Origin of the sequence: Zunongwangia sp. SCSIO 43204 (assembly GCF_019904275.1) — a bacterium.
Lineage (GTDB): Bacteria > Bacteroidota > Bacteroidia > Flavobacteriales > Flavobacteriaceae > Zunongwangia > Zunongwangia mangrovi.
Genome location: NZ_CP063204.1, coordinates 1802481 through 1820296 on the forward strand (window position 1 = coordinate 1802481; position 17816 = coordinate 1820296).

Annotated in this window: 18 protein-coding genes; 1 reads left to right on the forward strand and 17 read right to left on the reverse strand. The window is 36.8% G+C overall.

Features of this window, described 5'->3' with window-relative positions; genetic code table 11:
* Positions 1–12: 12 nt before the first annotated feature.
* The 6 genes from INR75_RS07965 to INR75_RS20440 all read right to left on the reverse strand — a co-directional run bounded on the left by INR75_RS07965 (position 13) and on the right by INR75_RS20440 (position 7137).
* Positions 13–3237, reverse strand: a complete 3225-nt coding sequence (locus INR75_RS07965) for a SusC/RagA family TonB-linked outer membrane protein (protein WP_223091462.1) — start codon at positions 3235–3237, stop codon at positions 13–15.
* A 400-nt stretch (positions 3238–3637) separates the two neighbouring features.
* Positions 3638–4519 carry an ACP S-malonyltransferase gene (gene fabD / locus INR75_RS07970; RefSeq protein ID WP_223091463.1) on the reverse strand — a complete coding sequence of 294 codons (882 nt, stop codon included), beginning with the start codon at positions 4517–4519 and terminating at the stop codon, positions 3638–3640.
* Between the two features lie 199 nt (positions 4520–4718).
* Positions 4719–5219, reverse strand: a complete 501-nt coding sequence (locus INR75_RS07975; protein WP_223091464.1) for a pyridoxamine 5'-phosphate oxidase family protein — start codon at positions 5217–5219, stop codon at positions 4719–4721.
* A 96-nt stretch (positions 5220–5315) separates the two neighbouring features.
* On the reverse strand, positions 5316–6224 hold the full coding sequence (locus INR75_RS07980; RefSeq protein WP_255584671.1) for a fructosamine kinase family protein: 909 nt from the start codon (positions 6222–6224) through the stop codon (positions 5316–5318).
* Positions 6166–6657: a dihydrofolate reductase gene (locus INR75_RS20435; RefSeq protein WP_255584672.1), complete on the reverse strand. Its 492-nt coding sequence runs from the start codon at positions 6655–6657 to the stop codon at positions 6166–6168. Before INR75_RS20435 ends, INR75_RS07980 begins: the two co-directional genes overlap by 59 nt.
* Positions 6658–6660: 3 nt before the next feature.
* Positions 6661–7137 carry a 2TM domain-containing protein gene (locus INR75_RS20440; protein ID WP_255584673.1) on the reverse strand — a complete coding sequence of 159 codons (477 nt, stop codon included), beginning with the start codon at positions 7135–7137 and terminating at the stop codon, positions 6661–6663.
* A gap of 64 nt (positions 7138–7201) precedes the next feature.
* Between INR75_RS20440 and INR75_RS07990 the strand changes: the two genes are divergently transcribed.
* On the forward strand, positions 7202–8287 hold the full coding sequence (locus INR75_RS07990; protein ID WP_223091466.1) for an aminotransferase class V-fold PLP-dependent enzyme: 1086 nt from the start codon (positions 7202–7204) through the stop codon (positions 8285–8287).
* A 32-nt stretch (positions 8288–8319) separates the two neighbouring features.
* Here INR75_RS07990 and INR75_RS07995 read toward each other — a convergent pair whose 3' ends face one another.
* The 11 genes from INR75_RS07995 to INR75_RS08045 all read right to left on the reverse strand — a co-directional run bounded on the left by INR75_RS07995 (position 8320) and on the right by INR75_RS08045 (position 17761).
* Positions 8320–8601, reverse strand: a complete 282-nt coding sequence (locus tag INR75_RS07995) for a DUF427 domain-containing protein (protein ID WP_175486987.1) — start codon at positions 8599–8601, stop codon at positions 8320–8322.
* Between the two features lie 38 nt (positions 8602–8639).
* The gene (locus INR75_RS08000) at positions 8640–9617 is read right to left on the reverse strand and encodes an L-histidine N(alpha)-methyltransferase (protein WP_223091467.1); all 978 of its coding nucleotides are present in this window, start codon (positions 9615–9617) and stop codon (positions 8640–8642) included.
* A 15-nt stretch (positions 9618–9632) separates the two neighbouring features.
* Positions 9633–10796, reverse strand: coding sequence for an ergothioneine biosynthesis protein EgtB (gene egtB / locus INR75_RS08005; protein WP_223091468.1), 1164 nt, complete (start codon positions 10794–10796; stop codon positions 9633–9635).
* Between the two features lie 138 nt (positions 10797–10934).
* A complete protein-coding gene (locus INR75_RS08010; RefSeq protein WP_223091469.1) occupies positions 10935–11681 on the reverse strand; it encodes an energy transducer TonB in 747 nt (248 codons plus the stop codon).
* A gap of 55 nt (positions 11682–11736) precedes the next feature.
* Positions 11737–12147: an energy transducer TonB gene (locus INR75_RS08015; RefSeq protein ID WP_223091470.1), complete on the reverse strand. Its 411-nt coding sequence runs from the start codon at positions 12145–12147 to the stop codon at positions 11737–11739.
* Between the two features lie 40 nt (positions 12148–12187).
* On the reverse strand, positions 12188–12565 hold the full coding sequence (locus INR75_RS08020) for an energy transducer TonB (RefSeq protein ID WP_223091471.1): 378 nt from the start codon (positions 12563–12565) through the stop codon (positions 12188–12190).
* Between the two features lie 29 nt (positions 12566–12594).
* Positions 12595–13419 carry a thymidylate synthase gene (locus INR75_RS08025; RefSeq protein WP_092540359.1) on the reverse strand — a complete coding sequence of 275 codons (825 nt, stop codon included), beginning with the start codon at positions 13417–13419 and terminating at the stop codon, positions 12595–12597.
* Between the two features lie 145 nt (positions 13420–13564).
* Positions 13565–15262, reverse strand: coding sequence for a NupC/NupG family nucleoside CNT transporter (locus tag INR75_RS08030; RefSeq protein WP_223091472.1), 1698 nt, complete (start codon positions 15260–15262; stop codon positions 13565–13567).
* A 16-nt stretch (positions 15263–15278) separates the two neighbouring features.
* Positions 15279–15902: a bifunctional nuclease family protein gene (locus INR75_RS08035; protein ID WP_084839689.1), complete on the reverse strand. Its 624-nt coding sequence runs from the start codon at positions 15900–15902 to the stop codon at positions 15279–15281.
* Positions 15903–15985: 83 nt separating this feature from the next.
* Positions 15986–16954 (reverse strand): electron transfer flavoprotein subunit alpha/FixB family protein, encoded by a 969-nt coding sequence (locus INR75_RS08040; RefSeq protein WP_223091473.1) that lies wholly within the window; start codon positions 16952–16954, stop codon positions 15986–15988.
* Positions 16955–17014: 60 nt separating this feature from the next.
* Complete coding sequence (locus INR75_RS08045) at positions 17015–17761, reverse strand: electron transfer flavoprotein subunit beta/FixA family protein (protein ID WP_223091474.1); 747 nt, start codon at positions 17759–17761, stop codon at positions 17015–17017.
* Positions 17762–17816 lie beyond the last annotated feature (55 nt).

A 17816-nucleotide genomic window follows, 5' to 3' on the forward strand; every position in this document is an offset into this window, starting at 1 on the left:
TTGTTTTAGTTTTTAGAATGAAGCTGTGATACTAATTCCGTATCTCTTCGAACTTGGTCCACTTAAAAAATCAAATCCCTGTCCATTTCCTACTCCCAAGGCAGCAACATTTGGATCGAAGTTTATACCATCTGGCGTATTGTAGGCATCATACCAAAGGTTATATCCAGATACTTTTAGGGAAAGCGAGCCAAAAGGTGTTTTCTCTAAAAATGATTGTGGTACAGAGTATCCTAAAGATACCTCCTGAAGTCTTATTACAGAACCATCGTAAACCTGAAGCTCATCTGGTCCAAATAGAATATTATCAAAATAATACTGTGAATTATTAATTTGAATATTGTTTGGCTCGCCAGTATCCTGATTTACCCCCGGTAGAATAAAAGGATTGATTCTGTTATCTGTATCTGTAGTTAGTCCTCTTCCTAATAATGTAGCGATCGTTTGGCTGTAAATATCACCGCCAGAGACATGAGTTACCAAAATATTAAAATTGAAATTTTTAAGGGAGATACTACTGCTCACGTTAAGTGTATAATCTGGGTTGGGATCCCCAATTTCAAACTGGCCAGATTCTACAACATAATCTCCCTGACTATTGGTAACAAAATTTCCATCGTCGTCTCTTAAGATTCGAGATCCAACTATAGTTCCTAAAGGCTTATCTGGAATGGCAGCATTTCCAAGGTTAGAGAACCCTGAATAAACAATGATATCAGTATCCTGGCCCAGATCTTCAACTGTAGGTTCTATAGTACTAAAGTTTGCATTTATGCTCCAGTTAAAAGCACCTTGATCTGGATTTTTGAAGATATCCAGCCCGGCTTCAATTTCTAGTCCTTCTACATTAATTTCCCCAATATTAGTTCGAACACTGGTATAACCCGTAGATGCATCTAAGCTTCTATTTACCAGAAGGTTTTCTGTAATTCTATTAAAATAAGATGCGTTAAGTGTAAAATGATTATTAAACCAGTTCGATTCTACTCCAAATTCAATTTCAGTCATTGTTTCGGGTTCCAGATCTGGATTACCTAAAACACTGTTAGTTGTGTTACTAACGATTAAGTTTCCAGAATCATCAAGCCAACGTTGTGTATCTAATGATAATCTGTTAGCAATTGGGTATCCTGAAGGAAAGTTTGCAGAAGTACCAAAACCGGCTCTAAGTTTTAAAAATCCTAAGGCATCACCACTAAGGTCTGAAAATGCTGAAGTTGGTAAAAACGAAGCACTAACTCCAGGATAAAAGATCGATCTATTTTCTTCAGAAAGATTAGATACCCAGTCATTACGTCCATTAATGGTTAAGTACAAAAAGCCATCATAATCCAATTCTACCTGTCCATAAAGACCTGCAATATTTCTTTCTTCGGAATACTGAATTTCGTCCTGCAGCATAAAATTGAAGTGTCTTAAGACATCAAAAACCTGCTGGTTAGAACTACTAACTCCCTGTCGATCGTAAATTGTTCGTCTGGTAGTTGCTCCCAGATTAAAATTAAGGCCAAGTTTTTCTGAAAGATCATACATTCCATTTAATGTGATATTGTGATCCCAAATGGTATTCGAGTTATTCCAGGTATCATAGAAACCACTTCTAATTCTTGTGTTAGACGTAGAGCCGCCTCTGTTTTGATAGCTGGTGTTACCTTCATTATAAAGGTCGATTCCTAATCTATAAGTTAAGTTTAGATTGTCAGTAAAATCATACATAATACCTGCGCTACCATATACACGATTGGTCAACTGTTCTGAACTCGCGTTATATACTGTCCATAAAGGGTGCTGAATATCATTGGCCTGGCGATAATAAACACTTCCGCCCGTTAAAGGATTTTGATAGGGTAGTCCCATCAAATCTACATTTCTGGGTGTAAAGAACACGTTTGAAAATACAGAAGATCCACCACCGCCAAATACAGTATTACCATCCCCTGCAGAAACCGGAGGTGATTTAAAATCTGTTTGCGAAAAGTTTAAGGTACCGTTGATCGTAAAATTATTTGCAAGTTCAGCTTTACCACCAATCCCAAGGTTATTTCTTATAACCTTATTTTCAGGAGTAAAACCTTCGTCTTCTAAATGACCACCGCTTAAGCTGTAAGTAACTTTACCATCATCTGAAGCTCCAGAGAAGTTTACACTGGTATTAGATACAACACCTGTTCTAAAAAATTCTTCTACACTATTGTATGGCTGCCATGCATAAGGAGTATCCGCAAACTCTGGGAATGCCTGAGGGATCCCGGTTCCAGAACTTGCTGTAGAATAAGGATGCGGTAAATTTCCGTTCTCATCGATCGCGGGATCTGCACCCCAACCGGCGACTCCAGCTTCATCAAATCCTGGTCCCCAGTTACTATAGAACCATCCAAAAGCCTGATCGAAACCACCACCATAGCTCATAGTGTAATCTGGAATCGAAGCTACTTCATTAAAGAAGATAGAAGAAGTTACGGTAACTTCATGCTTTTTACGACTGGCAGCACCGCTTCCGTTTTTAGTGGTGATCAAAATTACTCCGTTTCGACCCTGAGTTCCGTAAAGAGTAGAAGCTGCAAGTCCTTTTAAAACGTTTACACTTTCAATATTGTTAGGATCAAGGTCGAAGAATCTACTTCCTCCACTATTACCTTCAACGAAGTCGCCCTGAGCGTTTGTATCGCTACTAAAAGGAACACCATCTACAATAAATAAGGGCTGGTTACTACCACTAAAAGAACTTAAACCTCTAATAATGATATTTGTTCCAGATCCTGAGATCCCACTTTGTTGGGTAATTTGCACTCCTGAAGCCTTACCACTTAAAAGTCGGCCAACATCACCTTCAGCTCTGGATTCCAGATCTTCGCTACTCACTTCGGAGACCGCATAACCTAATGACTTTTTCTCTCTGGAGATCCCCAGTGCGGTTACCACCACTTCTTCGAGTTGCGACTCGTCGGCTTCCATAACGACATCGATGGTATTAATATCACCTACCGTATATTCTGCCGTTTTTAATCCAACAAAAGAAAATACGATCACATCACCTTCTTCTGCTGGAATGGAATAGTTTCCATCGAAATCTGACTGGATACCACTTGCGGTTCCTTTGATTCTGACGTTTACACCAGGTAACGGCATACCCTGATCGTCTGTAATTGTTCCTGAAATTGTTCTATCCTGAGCGAACACGCTGCAAATGGAGAACAAAAACAGTAAGGTCAAAAAACTTTGTAGTTTTCTTTTCATATTTGAGTTTTTGAATTAGCGTGTTAAAAAATTATAAAAAACATAGCATAGGAGTCAAATAAATATTAATAAATGGTTAATAAATATCAATTTAAACTTTTCTAGCACCTTTTTATGTTAAAAATTACTTTAAACTTAATATATCAAGTTGATCTTTGAATTTCTTAAAATTATAGGGGATGAGGTTTTATGTGGAAATGGATAATTTTGATGAAAGTTTTAGTTCAAATACTTAAAAAATTGAAGGTAAATTCTAGTAGTCTGAAATTCAGTGGGTAAAAGCTACGATTTTCGGGTAAAATTTGTGTTTTGCTGTTACGTTTTAGCAAATGGGTGAATTTAGGGAATAAAAAAGGTGAGCTGAAAAGCTCACCTTTTATAATTTTTATGAAGATATAATTTAAATCGCTGCGGAAGAAGTTTCCATTTTACGATCTACTTTTTTTACGAGTCCTTGTAAAACTTTTCCTGGGCCAACTTCAGTAAAACTTGTAGCACCATCTTTCATCATATTTTGCACAGATTGCGTCCATTTTACCGGAGCTGTTAATTGAAATACCAAATTCTTCTGAATTTCAACCGGATCTGTTACCGCAGTAGTACTCACATTTTGATAAATAGGACAAGAAGGATTCTTGAAATTAGTAGCTTCTATTGCTGCTGCCAGTTCTTTTCTTGCCGGTTCCATAAGTGGTGAATGGAAAGCTCCACCAACAGGAAGCAGTAATGCACGTTTAGCTCCTCTTTCTTTTAATTCTTCGCAGGCTTTTTCTACAGCTGCAACTTCGCCAGAAATTACTAATTGCCCTGGGCAGTTATAATTGGCCGCAACAACAGTTCCTTCAGTTTCAGCACAAACAGCTTCAACCAACTCATCTTCTAATCCTAAGACTGCAGCCATTGTAGATGGCGTGATCTCGCAGGCTTTTTGCATAGCTAAAGCACGTTGAGAAACAAGTTTTAGAGCGTCTTCAAATTCTAAAGTATTATTAGCTACAAGAGCAGAAAATTCTCCTAAAGAATGCCCGGCAACCATATCTGGTTTAAAATCTGCTCCTAAAACTTTACTTAAAATCACGCTGTGCAAAAATACTGCAGGCTGGGTAACCATAGTTTGTTTTAGATCTTCAGCAGATCCGCTAAACATCGTTTCGGTTATAGAAAAGCCAAGAATTTCATTTGCTCTATCAAATAATTCTTTAGCTTCAGCAGACTTTTCATATAGATCTGCTCCCATTCCTGAAAATTGTGCTCCCTGTCCGGGAAAAACGTATGCTTTCATTTTCTAAATTTTATCCCTAAAAAAGGGCTTTAATAGCTGTTTCGATCCTAATATTGGCTTCGAAACTCGAAATTATAAATAATTACGTCATTTTCTTCAGCAGAAAAAATAACGGAATAATGGCAAAAATAGGAAGAATAAAAAAGACCTCACAACAAAAAGTAGCTGCGAGGTCCTTTCGACAAATACACTATTAATATTATAGGTCTAATTTTCCTTTTTCTCCTATATCTTGTTGATTTCCTGTAACGGCCGATACGCCCATTTTAAATAGCGATACATATTTGTTAGATTTTGTATCCCAGTAATAAGCTTCTTCAGGATTCACCTTAATTGCGCTAAGGTTTGGATCATCTGTTCCTTTAAACCAGGTATCATCTACACTACTATAAAGGTCTTCTAATATATCGCTTTTGGTAACTATAGATGCCTGGCCATAAATACTAATGAATTCGTAATCTTTAATATCACTATAAAGAAGCTGAACATCACTATCTTTTACAATATTGGCATTGTGATCACTGTTTAGACCGCTTAAAAACCAAATGTTACCTTCGGTATCTACTTTTTTAGTGGTCATAGGTATAGCATCTACTGGCTTGCTACCGATATTTGTTACCAGCATACCGGTTTTAATATCTTCAACAAAAGATTTTACTTTTTTTCTAGCTTCACTGTATTCTAAATTCTCTGTGCTCATAGTCTTTTTTATTTAATATGAAGATACAATTCAGCTAAGAGCTTTGCCGCTAATAAACTGCTAAAAACGAAATGCTTGCTGTTAAGAATTGTGAAATTAGGTGTAGCGGTCGATAATATTTTTGCAGGAACCTAAATAGCCGGTACCAAATAAATTGAGATGTACAAGTAAATAATAAAGTTGCCAGATGGGTACGCGATCATCAAAACCTTTTTCTACGGGGAATTCTTCAAAGTAGGTGTTAAATAAAACCGAGTCGAATCCGCTAAAAAGTTTCATCATCGAAAGATCCATTTCTCGTGGCGCATAAGCAACGGCAGGATCGATTAGGCAGGGACTTCCTTCAGCATTAACAAGGTAATTCCCGTTCCAAAGATCACCATGAATTAAAGCTGGTTTTTCCTGTGGGATAAGATTGTATAATTCTGAACAGAATTTTTTGGTGTTGCCTAAACCATAAGCTTGTTCTTTCGCTAGTTTGAATTGTGGTTCTAAGCGCTCTTCAATATAAAAGTCAATTATATTTTCGTGCTCCTTATTTTGCTGGGGTAGACTACCAATATAATTATCTTCAGAAAAACCGAATTTCGGCTGCGAGTTTTTATGTAAGTCGGCCATTTGCTTCCCAAAAACTGTCCAGAAATTTGATGATCTGGAACCTGTTTCTCGATGTTCCATTAAAAGGCAGGAATATTCACTTTCAGTATAAACAGCAATCATTTGTGGGACGTCGATGGCTTCAGTAGCTTTTAAAGCTTTCATTCCGGCCATTTCAGCTTCAAACATTCCTGGGAATTTTGTAGCGCTATTCACTTTTACCACTTTCTTTCCTTCCGTAGTATTCAGCAAAAAAACATCATTAATATCTCCGCCAGATAGCGAGGTGATATTGTTGATTTTTAGATTGTTTTTTTCTTCAATTATTTTAAAAAGTGGCTGGTAGGCATCATTTACGCTCATACGTAAGGTAACTAAAAGAGTATTTATGTTTCTCGTCTTTTTCATGAAAAACCTCTTCAGTTAACTTCCATTCCTTTTCTTCGATTTCAGGAAAAAAAGTATCGGCATCATCAAAGCTTTCATGAACACGGGTAAGTTCGATCTTGTCTGTTCTTTCCAATCCCATTTTATAGATCTCACCACCACCAATTATAAACGGATTTGGATCCAGGTCTTGTGCGATCTTTAATGCCAGTGATAAACTTTTTACAACATAAACTCCTTTGCCGGGATCGTAATCTTCGTTTCTGGTGATCACAAAATGAGTACGATTTGGTAATAATCCATCAAAACTTTCAAAGGTTTTGCGGCCCATTATAATTGGGTGATTACTGGTTAGTTTTTTGAAACGTTTAAAATCATCTGGTAATCGCCATAAAAGGTCGTTTTCTTTTCCAAGAGCATTATTTTCGGCCGCAGCCGCGATCATTGTAACCATAAGTTAGTGATTGTTGTTTTGGTCTGGTTTATCTGGAGAGATTGGTTTAAATCTTTCGTTAGTTTCGTTGTTTTCTGGGAAGTTTTTTTGATTACTTTTATTAGGTAGCGGATGATCTTTCTCTACCTGTTGCTGTAATTTAGCAATCTTTTCTTTTTGCTTAGCAACAAGTTTATCGATCTGTTTTGCCTGCCATTCTTTTCCCATAAAAGTGTTTACTAAAAGCACATTAAAGAAATGAATTAAAAAGATAAATCCCCAAATAAGGATCACCCAAACAAACCAATTATAGCCTAAAACTAGTACGTCTTCTTTAAAACCAATAACAACATTTAAAATGATAGCTAAGATCGAAGCGCCCAGGAATACGATAAAATGCTGAAATAATCTTTTTTTCTGAAGTGTTCTTTTTCTGGCATTTTCGTACAATTCGCGCTGTTCGGCATCTACTTTAGAAGTATTTTTCTTTTTAGAGAACATAAATAAAGGTACTTTAGTGCTATTAACAAATTTACATTTTTTAGAACTGAATTCTTTAAGGCTTATGAGTAATTTAAGAAAAGGCTTTCCCGTTTTAGACCGATATACTTACCTAAATACAGCAGCTTCGGGTTTGCTACACGAGAAAGTTTTAGAATTCAGGCAGGAGCACGATCTCGATTTTTTGATATCTGGAAGTGTTTTAAAAGAAGGACAAAGTGAACTTTTAACCAGCGTTCGTGAAGAAGTTGGCGAAGCTTTTAATTGTGCGCCAAACAGGGTAGGGCTGGTGCCTAATTTTTCTTATGGTTTTAATACGCTTTTGGAAGGAATCGAAAAACCTAAAAAGGTGTTGTTGCTGAAAAATGATTACCCGTCGATCAACTGGCCTGTAGAATCCAGAGATTTTGAAATTTGTTATGCTGAAATCAATGAGTTTTTAGAAGAAAATATTGTTGAAGCTTTAACGAAAGAACAACCTGAGTTTTTTGCGTTTAGTATCGTGCAATATATCAACGGAATTAAACTAAGCACCGCTTTTTTAACTCAGCTAAAAAAAGATTTTCCTGAAGTGATTTTTATTGCAGACGGAACACAGTTTTTAGGAACTGAAGCTTTCGATTTTGATGCTACCGGAATAGATGTTCTAATCTCGAGCACTTATAAATGGCTAAATGCCGGCTACGGTAATGGTTTTATGCTTTTCAATAAAGATATCGAAGGGAAAGTGTCGCCAAAACATTTGGGTTTTGGTTCTTTGCAAGGAAAGTATAAGGCGCACGAAGGCAATTTTCTGGGTAAATTTGAACCTGGTCACCAGGATACTTTAAACTATGGGAGTTTAGGTGAAGCCCTTAAATTGATCAAAAACATCGGTATTTCTACGATAGAAGATCAGGTGAATATTTTAAAAGGTCAGGCAAAAAAGCTTTTTACTGAAATGAATTTATTAGAAGATGCCGTTGTAAAAAGAGGTGATCATTCATCGATTTTCAATATAAAAGGTGACGATAAATTATATCAGTATTTACGAGAAAAAGATATTATAGTTTCGCAGCGAGGTGAAGGTTTACGTGTGAGTTTCCACTATTTTAATACCGAAGAAGAACTGGAGATTCTGGTAAAAGCACTTAAAGCTTATAAAGGATAGCTGCTATCTGAAATTCAAGAATTTATTAATTCTCACTCCTTAATCTCTACGCCATTTTTAAAAGCTACGTAGTTTTGAATAGGTTTTGCAGCGTGGCTGGCTTGCGGATAGTACCAGGCAGCATCTTCGTTTTTCTCGCCATCAACCTCTAACGTAAAATAGGATGCGAGACCTTTCCAGGGACAGCGTGTTTGTTTTTTGCTGTTTTTAAAGTATTCTTTTTTAATACTTTCCATCGGGAAATAGCAGTTGCTCTCTACTTTTTTAGTATCTGCACTTTCAGCAATCACGGTATTTTTCCAAATCGCTTTCATAATCACTGATTTTCGATAATTTTTGATTAATTATTTATCTAAAGATCTTTCCTTCTAAAGATATAATTTTTGTAGCAGTTTTCCGAATCGCTAAATTCTTCAATAACTTCTAAGCCAGCTTCTTTGGCTAGCCATTGCACAATATTATCGTCGTATTTCTGTGAAATTTCCGTATGAATGGTTTCCCAGGCATCAAAATGAATGTCCAGGCCAAGTTTGTCGATTTTTACCTGCTGTTCTTTTTTGCTTACCAGGTAACTCGCCGCCGTACCGGTTTCAGGATTATAGGTTTCCCAGTGTTTAAAATCATCGGTATTAAAGTCGGCTGCTAACTCGTTATTCATTCTTACCAGAAGATTTTTATTGAAAGCTTCTGTGATTCCGTGGGGATCGTTATAAGCATCCAGGATTATTTGCGGATCTTTTTTCTGATCGAAGCCCATAAATAACATATCTTCTTCACTCATCGCTTCGCAGATATTCTTTAAAAAATCGATCGCTTTTTCATGTAAAAGATTCCCAATATTAGAACCCAAAACCATGATCACTTTTTTGCGCGAGTTATAATCGGCCAGTTTCTCTAAGGTTTTGAAGTAAGTTCCTTGCTGAGTTTTTATGTTTACGCCGGGAATTTCAGTTTTTAAAGCTTCTTCTAATTCGTCTAAAACATGCTGACTAATATCGACCGGTAAATAATCAAAATCGTAATTTTTTGCCACCAGGTGCTTCAGTAAAACTTTTGTTTTTTTTCCGTCGCCGGCGCCAAGTTCAATTAGGTCAAAGCCTTTTTCGCTATTGAAAGAATCGGCGATCGAAGCTGTATGTTGCTGAAGAATGCCAAGTTCGCAATTGGTTAAATAATACTCTGGCATATTCATGATCTGCTGAAAGAGCTTATCTCCTTTTTCATCATAAATATATTTTGAAAGTAGATATTTAGGAAAGCTGGTTAGGCCTTTAGCAACATCTTCTTCAAAAGCAGTTTCATATTTTGTGGTAGTTGGTGTAGATTTCATAGTGTAAGTTGATGGTTATTTTGCAAGGCGAATTCCTGTGAATTGCCAGCGTAAAGGGGCATGAAAAAAGTTGCGATAAGTTGGTCTTGTGTGTTTGTTGGAAGTAGCAATAGAGCCACCACGCAACACCTTTTGATTCACCATAAACTTACCATTGTATTCGCCTAAAGCGCCAGGAGCTTTGCTGTAACCGGGATATGGAGAGTAAGCGCTTTCTGTCCATTCCCAACGTGATCCCCAGTTAAATTTGCTGTTGGCAACTTCCCATTCCTGCTCGGTTGGCAAGCGTAAACCTTTCCATTGTGCAAAAGCGAAGGCTTCATAATAGCTAATATGACTTAGCGGCGCATCTAAAATTAATTTTTGTAAGCCTTGCAGGGTAAATTGATGCCAGTCGCCATCGATGTTGTGCCAGTAAGAAGGTGCTGAAATTTGATTGGTATTTACCCAATCCCAGCCTTCAGCATGCCAAAGTAAAACATCTTTGTAGCCACCGGCTTCGATAAATTCGATATATTCCTTATTGGTTACCAGTTTATTCGAAATTTGATAATCGGCTAAATAAACGGTGTGGCGACCAAGTTCGTTATCGTAACAAAAATCGGTGTTATTATGGCCAATATCATAATTCCCCTTTTCTACGGCGATCCATTCCTGCGGAATATCCTGAATCGGGTTTTCTTCAAACTGGTCGTTGTATTTGGGGAAAAGCGGATTGTTTCCTAAAATGTATTTTATATCGGTATATAATAATTCCTGGTGTTGCTTTTCGTGATGGCAGCCAATTTCGATCACTTCCAGAATTTCAGAGCTTAAATCTTCAGATTCGATAAAATCCTTTAATGCTTTGGAAACATAATTTCTGTACTTATACACCCATGCAACGGTTGGACGCGAAAGATTTCCGCGATCTGTACGTATCACCTTTTCGCCTACGCTTTCGTAATAACTATTAAAAACATAAGCCGAATGATCATCAAAAAGCTGATAGTCGCCTTTGTAAGGTTTTAGCACAAATTCTTCAAAGAACCAGGTTGTATGTCCTAAATGCCACTTAGGCGGAGAAACATCTACAATGGGTTGTACCACGTAATCTTCGGTTTCCAGAAAAGAACAAATAAGTTCAGATTGTGCTCGCGTTTCGTTGAAAAAATCTAATAATTCAGATTGTAAAAGCATAAAAAGAAGTGTGCGATTAGTGCGTTCCTCTCAAATTTACAATTTTTTAGAGGCGATAAGTTCTCGTTTGCGTTAATCCCAAGTTAAAAAAGGAATATCGATCGTAACGAAGTGAATAACGTTATTCGCGGGTTGAATTTAATTGGTATATCCAAAAAATGGCAAGTGATACGTAACCGCTACATTTTTTCCATCTTTTTGTGCCGGAATAAAGTCTTTAATTTTTGTGATTATATTCTCTATATTTCTATTCAATTTATCGTCTTTTCCAACACATTTTGCGATGTTAATTTCTCCATTTTCTGAAATCACAAAACTTAATGAAGCAGAGAAAGATTCTTCTTTCAGTAAACTGGTATTTACTCTTGGAAGTATATAATTTGCGAAATATTCAGAGATGCATTTTTTTGGTGTTTCTGTAGTTTTACATTTTTTAGGTAAAGGTGGTACATCATAATCCTTAGTGCTTAATGCTGAAGGAAACTTTTTGAAGTTGTTCAAATCCATTTTAAAATCTAAAATTGTATTCACAGGATGACCATTTTTTATTCCCGCGGTAAATTTTGGAAGCGTCATTATCAGGTTTTCTATTTCTGAAGAAATCTCTTTATTATCTGTTAAAGATCTGGACCATTTTACAACACCAAAGGAGTCAATAATAATCTTTGCACTTATTGGTAATTTTGCAATTGTGTCACTAAGAATATTGGTATTGAAATTCTGTTGTATGTGAACTTTTATCTTTTTAAGAGTACAATCCTCTGTTTTGCGTTTACAACTATCAATAATAGGCTTGGTGTCTAATTCTTGCCAGGATATCATTTCCTGGCTACTTAATGTTGATATCTGGAAGAAAAACAAAAAAAGAATTGCAGTGATTTTCATAATTTAGAGGTTGGTAGTTTTCAGAAAATGAAACCTTTAAATGTATGAAAAAAAATTAAAGATCTAACGGTATCGTGTATTTTGTGGAAATGGGTTTTCCTGCCTTTTTTGCCGGAGTCATTTTAGGGAGTTTAGTCAGCATTTTCTCTAAGGCTGCTTTAATCCTTGGTTCTTCAGTTTCGATCGTATCGATCTTTACCACACCTTTTTTATCGATATGCATTTTTATTGTGGCTTTACCTCGAAGAAAATCCCCAGTATCTTTCCTGGGATATTTATAGGTCGTTTTTACAAGTTCCAGGAATTTTTGACTAAAGCAATTTTCTTTGTTTTCTGCGGAATCACAACCTGGCCAAACCGCAGCAATTTCTGAAACTTTAACCGTATTACCTTCAGCTTTTACGCCTTCCTGTCCAAAACCTAAAGTGCTGAAAAGGAAGAAAACAATAAGTAGTAGATTTTTCATAAAAACTGAAGGTGATTTTATCTAATTTCAGGTATAATTTTTAGAATTTAAACGGAACGGTGAATTCGCGCGCATCGGGTTCTCCCTGAAGTGTTCCCGGTTCCATCTTCGGCATTTTTTCAATCATTTTTTTGGCTGCTTTATTTACCAAAGGTTCGTCACCTTCGATATTTAAAACATTCACTTTGCCTTTTTCATCAACTTCAAACTTGATGGTCACTTCGCCACGAACATATTCGCCGGCGTCATTTTTAGGATATTCGTAATTTTCTCTAACGTGCTCGCTAAGTTTCTTGTTAAAGCAGGTCTTTACATTTTTGCTATCCTCACAACCCGGCCAAACTGGCGAAGTTTGCTGCGCCGAAACAGTGGTGATACTTCCAAATACAAAACTTGCTATTAGCAATAAGCTTTTCATGATTGTTAAAATTTTAAATTAAAGATTTTTTAAACCGCAACTTTACCTTTTATGGCTGGATGCGGATCGTAACCCTCTAATTTAAAATCTTCAAAGGAAAAATCAAAAATATTAGTAATTTCAGGATTTAACTTCATTGTTGGTAGCGCTTTTGGCGTTCTACTTAGTTGAAGTTTTACTTGTTCCATGTGATTGCTGTAAATATGTACATCACCAAAAGTATGAATAAAATCTCCCGGCTGGTACCCACAAACCTGGGCCATCATCATCGTGAACAAAGCATAAGACGCAATATTAAAAGGAACGCCTAAAAATACATCGGCACTACGTTGATATAACTGGCAACTTAATTTGCCATCTGCTACATAGAATTGGAAAAATGCATGGCAGGGTGGAAGCGCAGCTTTGCCGTTGGCTACATTTTCTGAAAATGAAACCGAAGTATTTGGCATTACTGAAGGATTCCACGCAGAAACCAGCATTCTACGGCTATTAGGATTGGTCTTTAATGTTTCTATAATTTCTGAAATCTGGTCGATTTCTTCACTATTCCAGTTTCTCCACTGGTGACCATAAACCGGTCCTAGATCGCCATTTTCATCGGCCCATTCGTTCCAGATCCTAACACCGTTTTCTTGTAGATATTTAACGTTAGTATCACCTTTTAAAAACCAAAGCAATTCGTAGATTATCGATTTTAGATGCACTTTTTTGGTAGTGACCATAGGGAAGCCTGCGCTTAGATCGAAACGCATCTGGTAACCAAAAACACTTTTAGTTCCTGTGCCGGTGCGATCTCCTTTTTCAGCTCCGTTATCTAAAATATGTTGTAATAAGTCGTGATATTGCTTCATAATTCTGCTGCCCTTTTTTATCTAGAATACTAATAATTGAATGCTAAAATAGATAATATGTTCTAAATCTTTGATTCGATATGCATAAAAAAAGGTGTAGCAGTTTAAGCTACACCTTTTTTGTTATTTCTAAGATCAATATTTTTTATCCAATAATCATACCTGCGATTGTTGCAGAAAGTAAAGAAGCTAAAGTTCCCCCTATTACTGCTTTTATACCAAATTCAGATAAGTTTTTACGCTGTCCTGGTGCTAAAGAACCAATCCCTCCAAGCTGAATACCTATCGAAGCAAAATTCGCAAATCCACATAACATATAAGTTGCCATAATGATCGATTTTTGATAGGTTAGGCTTAATGCAGTCGCCGGGTTTTTAAGTTCTGCTAACTGGATATATCCTACAAATTCACTTGCTGCCAGTTTAATCCCCAGTAACTGTCCCATTAGCATCATATCTTCTTTAGCAACACCAATAAGCCACATTAATGGAGCGAAAACAGTACCTAAAACCGCTTCTATAGAAAATGTTTGATATGGGGTGTTTGCTGCTAAAAAGTCATTTAAATGAGTGAACTCACCAATTTTTGCAAAACCATAGTTAAGCATTGCAATTAAAGCAACAAAAACTAATAGCATGGCACCAACGTTGGCTGCAAGTTTTAAACCTTCAGTAGTACCAATAGCGATCGCATCTAATACGTTAGATCCTATTTTTTCTGAAGAAACCTCTACATCAGTATTAATTTTTTCCTGCTGCGGGTATAGTATTTTTGAAATTACAATGGCTCCCGGTGCTGCCATTACAGAAGCTGCCAATAAATGTTTGGCAAATTCTAATCGAGCAACAGGGTCGTCACCACCTAAAAAGCCAATGTATGCCGCTAAAACTCCACCTGCTACAGTTGCCATTCCACCAATCATTACCAATAAGATTTCAGAACGCGTCATACGCTCTAAGTAAGCTTTGATCATTAAAGGAGCTTCTGTTTGGCCTAAGAAAATATTTCCGGCCACGTTTAAACTTTCAGCTCCAGATATTCCAAGAAGCTTGGTTAAAACCATAGCAAAACCTCTAACTACTACCTGTATAATTCCGTAGTAAAAAAGAATAGAAGTTAATGCTGAAAAGAAAATAATGGTTGGCAATACCTGAAATAAGAAAATATATCCAAAACTCGACGTGTCCATTAGTCCGCCAAGCAGGAATTCACTACCTGCGGCTGTAAATTCGAGAATCTTCACGAATATCTTACCAACAAATTCGAAGGTAGATTTTACCCAATCGATCTTTAAAACTCCGTATGCCAGTAATAATTGCATCCCCAGACCAATACCTACTGTTTTCCAGTTGATGGCTTTGCGCTTGCTACTAAATAAAAATGCAAGAAGTATAAGAGAGAACATTCCTAAGATTCCGCGTAAGATACCTGTAGTTGTAATTCCCTGATTAGGGATGATCTTTTTTGCGGTTTTAGCCGGGATAACTTCGGCGATCTTAGGTTGATGTGCTTTTAAATCGATGCCATTTTTACCGCTTTTAAGCACCATAGAAGAGTCTGATAATTTGGTGACTCTGTAGTTTTCCATTGCTCTGTTGGGCCTGGTATAAAAAAGAACCAGAATATCGTTTTGATACATATAGTCACCACGAGCCAGAGTATCATTTTCTTTAGAGAAGCTAAATCTTCCTTTGTTTATAGTGAGTATACTTTCTGGCTTAAAGATGTCTCCAGAAATGCTGTCTACATTAGTTTCGATCTTCCAGCTTTTCGTAATGCTTTGCGCTTGCAGTAAAGGGAAGCTAAAAATTATTAAAAAAAGAAGGCATAGTAATCTCTTCATATTTTAAAAGGGGGTATTAATGTCTTTTAGAGATTTCGTCTCTAAGTCTGGCTGCTTTTTCGTAATCTTCGTTTTGAACAGCCTGGGATAATAAACTTTCCAGTTCGCTTAAAGATAACTTTTTATAGTTATTATCTTCTTTAGAAATTTCAATATCGTCTGTTAGAAGCTCTTCAGAAATAATCTCTTCCTGGTTTTCTTCTTTTTCTTTTTGTTGCTGGTCTTCACCCTGAAGGTAAATTCCGGCTTTTTCGAGGATATTTTTATAGGTAAAGATTGGGGCATCAAACCTTAAAGCTAATGCAATGGCATCGCTTGTACGGGCATCGATGATCTCTTCGATCTTATCTCTCTCACATATAAGACTGGAGTAAAATACACCATCTACAAGTTTATGGATAATTACCTGTTTTACTGTGATATCGAATCGATCTGAAAAGTTTTTGAATAGATCGTGCGTTAGCGGTCTTGGTGGGCGTATTTCTTTTTCGAGCGCAATCGCTATGGATTGAGCTTCGAATGCACCAATTACAATGGGTAATTTTCTATCACCACCAACTTCACTTAATATAAGAGCGTATGCTCCATTTTGGGTTTGACTGTAAGATATTCCTTTGATATTCAGACGCACTAAACTCATATTCCATAAATTAAAAAAGGCTGTCTAAATAGAGCATTTTACCAAATTTAGACAGCCCTTTTAAGGGGCACAAGTTATAAAATTTATGCATTTTTAGCCTTAAATTCCTTCAATTTTTCATTTAGCTTAGGAACAATTTCAAATGCATCGCCAACAACTCCATAATCTGCAGCTTTAAAGAAAGGTGCTTCTGGATCGTTGTTAATCACCACTTTCGTTTTGGCAGCATTGATCCCTGCTAAATGCTGTATCGCTCCAGAGATACCTACTGCAATATAAAGATTAGAGGCTACTGGTTTACCAGTTTGCCCAACGTGTTCGCTGTGCGGTCTCCATCCCATATCACTTACTGGTTTAGAGCAAGCTGTCGCTGCACCAAGAATATCTGCCATTTCTTCGATCATTCCCCAGTTTTCTGGGCCTTTTAATCCACGACCACCAGAAACTACAACTTCTGCATCAGCAATTGTAACTTTATCTTTTGCTTTGTCTACAGATTCTACGTTTACCGTAAAATCTTCAGCTGAAAGTTGAGGTTCAAATGCTTCTGAAGCTGCTGCGCCTTCACTTTCTTTAAGTCCGAATGCATTTTTGGAAAGCCCTACAACTTTTACATCCGTAGAAATTTCAGTAAAATTGAAAGCTTTATTTGTGAAAGCTGTTCTTTTTACCTGAAATGGAGAAGTACTCTCTGGAAGTGCAACTACGTTTGAAGCATAACCAGCTTCTAATTGTACGGCCACAAGCGGTGCGATATATTTTCCGTTAGCAGACTGGTCTAAAACCACTACTTTAGAAGATTCTTTTTCAGCAGCCTGTTTAATCGCATCGGCATAAGCTTCAGCATTAAAGTTCTTTAATTTATCGCTGCTTACACTTAAAACCTTATCTACACCATATTTACCAAGCTCACTGGTATCTTCAGCATTAAAAGCAATAGCGGTAAGGCTGGTGCTCATAGCTTCAGCGATACCTTTTGCGTAAGAAGCAGCCTCTAGCGCTCCTTTTTTAAATTTTCCATCTTCTGATTCTGTATATACTAAAACTGACATTCTTTAAATTTTAATTAGATTAAAAACCTTTGTTGAAAATCGATAAAATAAGCTTGAGTTTTAAATAACTTTAGCCTCATTATGCAATAGATCGATCAATTGATCCAAATTCTCTGGATCTATTAATTTAACATCACCTTTAGGCGCTGGTTTTTCAAATTTCACTGCTTTTGTAGCAGCTTCAGCTCCACTAGGTTCTACAACATTTAAAGGTTTTTTACGCGCCTGCATGATACCTCTCATATTAGGTATTTTAAGGTCACTTTCTTCTACGATTCCTTTTTGCCCACCAATTACTAAAGGAAGGCTTGCCGTTAAAGTTTCTTTACCACCATCGATTTCACGAATAGCGGTAGCTTTATCACCTTCAACCTCAAGACCTATACAGGTATTTATAAAGTTGGCTTTTAGCATCCCGGCAAGTAAACCAGGTACCATGCCGCCATTGTAATCTATAGATTCTCTTCCGCAGATAATAAGGTCGTAATTTCCTTCACCTGCAACTTTTGCCAATTCTTTAGCTACCTGAAAACCATCTGTAGGAATAGTGTTAATTCTAATAGCTGTATCTGCGCCAATAGCCAGGGCCTTACGCAAGGTAGGCTCGGTTTCTGGGCCACCAACATTAATAATATCTACGCTGGCTCCCTGCTTTTCTTTAAACCACATAGCACGGGTTAAACCAAACTCATCATTGGGATTTATAACAAATTGAACTCCGTTAGTGTCAAACTTACTGTCACCTTCGGTAAAGTTAATTTTTGAGGTTGTATCAGGAACATGACTAATACACACTAATATCTTCATATTTGTAGTTCTTTTTTTATTAAACGATATGTTTACGAAGTTACATAAATAAATT

Bases quoted from the DNA above. Each gene is read 5' to 3' on its own strand.
- INR75_RS08010 (WP_223091469.1), bottom strand. From the start codon at position 11,681: ATGAAAATCACTGCAATTCTTTTTTTGTTTTTCTTCCAGATATCAACA.
- INR75_RS08000 (WP_223091467.1), bottom strand. From the start codon at position 9,617: ATGAAATCTACACCAACTACCACAAAATATGAAACTGCTTTTGAAGAA.
- INR75_RS07980 (WP_255584671.1), bottom strand. From the start codon at position 6,224: ATGAAAAAGACGAGAAACATAAATACTCTTTTAGTTACCTTACGTATG.
- INR75_RS08040 (WP_223091473.1), bottom strand. From the start codon at position 16,954: ATGTCAGTTTTAGTATATACAGAATCAGAAGATGGAAAATTTAAAAAA.
- INR75_RS08030 (WP_223091472.1), bottom strand. From the start codon at position 15,262: ATGAAGAGATTACTATGCCTTCTTTTTTTAATAATTTTTAGCTTCCCT.
- INR75_RS20440 (WP_255584673.1), bottom strand. From the start codon at position 7,137: ATGTTCTCTAAAAAGAAAAATACTTCTAAAGTAGATGCCGAACAGCGC.
- INR75_RS07975 (WP_223091464.1), bottom strand. From the start codon at position 5,219: ATGAGCACAGAGAATTTAGAATACAGTGAAGCTAGAAAAAAAGTAAAA.
- INR75_RS07965 (WP_223091462.1), bottom strand. From the start codon at position 3,237: ATGAAAAGAAAACTACAAAGTTTTTTGACCTTACTGTTTTTGTTCTCC.
- INR75_RS07995 (WP_175486987.1), bottom strand. From the start codon at position 8,601: ATGAAAGCGATTTGGAAAAATACCGTGATTGCTGAAAGTGCAGATACT.
- egtB (WP_223091468.1), bottom strand. From the start codon at position 10,796: ATGCTTTTACAATCTGAATTATTAGATTTTTTCAACGAAACGCGAGCA.
- INR75_RS08025 (WP_092540359.1), bottom strand. From the start codon at position 13,419: ATGAAGCAATATCACGACTTATTACAACATATTTTAGATAACGGAGCT.
- INR75_RS20435 (WP_255584672.1), bottom strand. From the start codon at position 6,657: ATGGTTACAATGATCGCGGCTGCGGCCGAAAATAATGCTCTTGGAAAA.
- INR75_RS08045 (WP_223091474.1), bottom strand. From the start codon at position 17,761: ATGAAGATATTAGTGTGTATTAGTCATGTTCCTGATACAACCTCAAAA.
- INR75_RS08035 (WP_084839689.1), bottom strand. From the start codon at position 15,902: ATGAGTTTAGTGCGTCTGAATATCAAAGGAATATCTTACAGTCAAACC.
- fabD (WP_223091463.1), bottom strand. From the start codon at position 4,519: ATGAAAGCATACGTTTTTCCCGGACAGGGAGCACAATTTTCAGGAATG.
- INR75_RS08015 (WP_223091470.1), bottom strand. From the start codon at position 12,147: ATGAAAAATCTACTACTTATTGTTTTCTTCCTTTTCAGCACTTTAGGT.
- INR75_RS07990 (WP_223091466.1), top strand. From the start codon at position 7,202: ATGAGTAATTTAAGAAAAGGCTTTCCCGTTTTAGACCGATATACTTAC.
- INR75_RS08020 (WP_223091471.1), bottom strand. From the start codon at position 12,565: ATGAAAAGCTTATTGCTAATAGCAAGTTTTGTATTTGGAAGTATCACC.